This is a genomic window from Micromonospora sp. NPDC051196 (assembly GCF_040682415.1).
In the GTDB taxonomy this organism is placed as follows: Bacteria; Actinomycetota; Actinomycetes; order Mycobacteriales; family Micromonosporaceae; genus Micromonospora.
In genome coordinates this window covers 1-3,482 of the sequence record NZ_JBFBAY010000042.1, presented here as the reverse complement: position 1 = coordinate 3,482, position 3,482 = coordinate 1, and the positions used below count along the sequence as shown (strand labels likewise).

Annotated in this window: 3 protein-coding genes; 1 reads left to right on the top strand and 2 read right to left on the bottom strand. The window is 59.6% G+C overall.

The annotated features are described in order from the left end of the window. Nucleotides 1-127 precede the first annotated feature (127 nt). Nucleotides 128-391 carry a hypothetical protein gene (locus AB0M35_RS29100; protein WP_363749407.1) on the top strand — a complete coding sequence of 88 codons (264 nt, stop codon included), beginning with the start codon at nucleotides 128-130 and terminating at the stop codon, nucleotides 389-391. A gap of 712 nt (nucleotides 392-1,103) precedes the next feature. On the opposite strand, the gene AB0M35_RS29095 is transcribed toward AB0M35_RS29100, so the two are convergent. Both AB0M35_RS29095 and AB0M35_RS29090 read right to left on the bottom strand, forming a co-directional pair. Then, nucleotides 1,104-2,456 carry a hypothetical protein gene (locus AB0M35_RS29095; RefSeq protein WP_363749405.1) on the bottom strand — a complete coding sequence of 451 codons (1,353 nt, stop codon included), beginning with the start codon at nucleotides 2,454-2,456 and terminating at the stop codon, nucleotides 1,104-1,106. A 240-nt stretch (nucleotides 2,457-2,696) separates the two neighbouring features. After that, nucleotides 2,697-3,329, bottom strand: coding sequence for a hypothetical protein (locus AB0M35_RS29090; protein ID WP_363749403.1), 633 nt, complete (start codon nucleotides 3,327-3,329; stop codon nucleotides 2,697-2,699). Nucleotides 3,330-3,482: the final 153 nt, after the last annotated feature.

The window sequence follows — 3,482 nt, the reverse complement described above, 5'->3', positions numbered from 1 at the left end:
TCACCGCCGCCGACCCCCTGCCCGACGACCTACGCCACGCCCTCAAGACGATCCGCACCAGCCCAGGTGCGCACTAATTTGATAAGACTCGGGTCGGCCGTTAGCCCGGAAAATGTGCGTGAGGTCCGTGATCGCTCTTCTACTATCGGCGGGCACGGCGCCGGCTGTGGGGGCGGGCATGGTTCAAGGCGACGACGCGATGCGACCGGCGTTGACGCGGCAGGCCGACATCTATCGGCGTTTGACGCGTCTGGTCAGCGCTGGAGCGGCAGAGTTCGGGCGGGAAGCGTGCGACCAGATGACGGAGATGCCCGTGCGCCCGACGACGGGCCATATGGTCGGTCATGCCTTGCGGGAGGTCGACAGCGCGATCCGGGCCGTTCTGGAATAACGCGCCATGACGCCGGTTGACCAGCACGAGATCAAGAAAGCCCAGCTGCAGCGTCTGGTGTCTTCAGGACATTTTATCGAGATCTCCACTGCCGGCTTCGGAAAGTCGTGTTGCACGTATGGCGAGGGCGACGTGGTAGCTCAGTAAGTGTCTATACCTACTCGGAACGTTTGGACCTCCGGAAGGCATGCGACGGCAAGTCTTTCCTTTCCCGCTGCTACACCTCAGCGCGAATTGCGTCGACAGTGCGATGTTGAAGCTGCATGAACCTGGAGAGGCGATTCATCGAGTTTCGCGAGGCGCAGACCTTGATCTCCATGGCCTCCATTCTCGTACTGACGGGCCGCATCCTCATCTGCCGCTGTCCGCTCAGAAAGGGCGGGGGAAGCCTCGCCAATGGTGAGGCTTGCCCCAGACTCGGCCCGGCTCGAACGGCTGCCACCCTCTCATGCTGGAGGCGCGGTCATCCAGGGCCACCGCGTCATGGGCGATGACGGGAGGAGTCTAGGGGTGGCCACGATCACGCACATACCGCCGATCGCGCGCGCCGACTGGCTCCTCCATGACTTTCGGTAGCCGCCTACCTTCGGCGTGGACAGCTGCGAGGGCACTCGGACGTGGCCGATGAGAGGGCAAACGACGAAACCCGATTCAGGGCTTTCCTGGTGATATGACCGCCGTGCTCTATAGGGCTACGGCAGCCTCACGGGTGTCAGATTGGTAGCGTCAGTATCGTCGTAGCCGAGTCCATGGGCTTCCATGCCGTCGAGACGGTCTCCATTCGCCCATCCTCCAGCAGTCGGTGATGTGCTGCCCCCGGCAGGATGTCGGGATCGAGCGGATGTAGCGCATTTGGGTTATGGAAGATGTCCATGCCCTCGATCCACGTCTCCGGGTTTTCCTTCGTGACAACCTGCATGAATGGCATTGGGACGTCAGCATTCGGGTCGGGATCCCAGGCGTGCCCATGGCGGATGAGCACAACGTTCTCCGCACCGAATCCGGCGCACACGCCCATGCGATTAAATTTCGAGATCGTCCCGGTGCTATTGAACACCACGGCACTGATGTTCTCCGCGCTGGGAAGGGAGAAGAATCCAGATGGAACTACCTTGTTTCCCCACCTGTGTTCGGTGACGATAGAGGGCTTTACCGTCAGACTTCCGTCGGCGTCCCGTTCGGCGCTGTACGCGATTCCGTAAAGGTAGGTCGGCAGTGCCGACCCGCTGTAAGTCATCGACATCTCTGCGTGGAAATCCTGAATGGCAATGACAAGTGGCCTGCCAGCTGCGGCTGGGTGCTTCCAGTATTCCTTAGCCAGCTTGGCCGTTAGAGGGCCGGCGTATTTGATCGGCAGGTAGTGCAGGTTGTAGCCTTCACGTCCTTCAGCCGTTTCCAGATCTGCCGGGCTGGGTGGGGTCATGCTGCCACCTGCGCTCGGGTTGATTGTTGTAGCCTCAAGTGTAAACTCGCCATTGAGACCACAAACCAAGAAGTCTGGAGCTGGATTCGGGTGGGACACCTCTAGGCCAGATTCAACCAGAGCGGCGAAAAGGTACAGCTCCCACAAACGAGCGTCGAAGCCGGTTGTCTGGAACTGCTCGACGAAGTTCCCGTCCACGTCTTCGTGCCAGCGCATCATCACGGTAATGATCCCACGTGCAGCCGAGAATTCATCGCCAGCCGAAAGGGCACGGAAGCTAGGATGCAGCTTCGACTCTTCCGCAGCCGGTAAGAAAAAGTCGACCGTGCGGCCAGGTTCGTCTCCCTGATTCCGCGCCTCCTCAAGGCGGGGGAGCAAGCTTGAAATCGTGCGGTTCAGATCGACGATAGCTTCCTCAGGAGTTGCAAAGTATTCGGTGATCCCGACGAACCTGAACCGCTCCACGAGATCGCGAGCCAGAATGATTCCGGAGAATTCCCCGTCCGTGTCGTAGACTAGCGTAGCGATAACACGCTCATCGCCAGCCTCGAACCAAGCGATCTCCTGCGAAATGGCGGTCGCCATCGGCCTCTGACAAAAAGCGGCAAGGGCGTTCCATCGGGCCCGCAAAATCGGTCGCATGTCTCCTCCGGAATCGCCAGTCGTACCCTGTTGCAGCGCCTAGTACTTTAGCGTAGGTTCACGCCAAAGGCGCGGCGGTGCATTACTCTTCCCGTAATTTTCCGGAACGCTATCGACGGACTTTCCGCCGAACAACCGTTCCTTGCGTGGTTGTCGAGCTGTATCGGCACTTGCGGTTGCTGGCATCCATAGCGCCGCGCTTCACCGCCATGCTCTGCCTCGCGAAGGGCAAGCACCTGTCTACGCGGATGTCGCCTCCTCCGGCCCATTTCTGCGCAGCGCGATCGATCCGTCACGGCTCACGGAGGCCCATGTGGCTGCGCCGGCAGCGACCACAGCATCGTGAAGTGGACGCAGGCCGCGCACCACTATGCGTCCTATCGTTCTAACCTGGCTAATGGCGCCAGGTAGGTGACCATGGCTATAGAACTTCTCCGCCTCCCGAAATGCTATCTGTCGCTGTTCTCTCGCCTTGCCGGCGTGGACTGCACCCTCGATATTCGCGAGTTGATGGATTACATCGCGAACGGTTATCCAGCTTCCCTGAAAACACATTACGCGACGCGTCAAAAATTGGTCACGCTTGGCGTCAAGCGGTGGAGAAATAGGGAGTATTTCGGGGTCGAGTCCATCCTCAATTATCCAGAACAGCGGATTTGTGTCGTAGATCATCCGCTCGAAGGGCGATACGCTACTGATTCGGAAGCGCAAGTCCAGCTTGTAGGTGCGGTTGACCTGGTCCACCAACCGGTCCGCGTCCAGGATTAATTTTCTTAACAGGGCCGCAGACATCAGCACCTTGTACTCATCCGTGGCGCTCGCACGCTCTTCGAGGTCGCGCAGAGTGTGCAGGAAAAGTCGGTCAACGTCCAACGGTTTCCGCCTTAGGGTGCGTCGTGGTGACTGGACCGCAATGCCGACTCAACACACTGAGCCGTTTCCAACCTGATGGTGCAGGTCAGTGGCGTGGAGGAGGCCGGTAGCCGGGTGAGGTGAGGCTCCCGGTAAGACAAGCAATCGACCAAG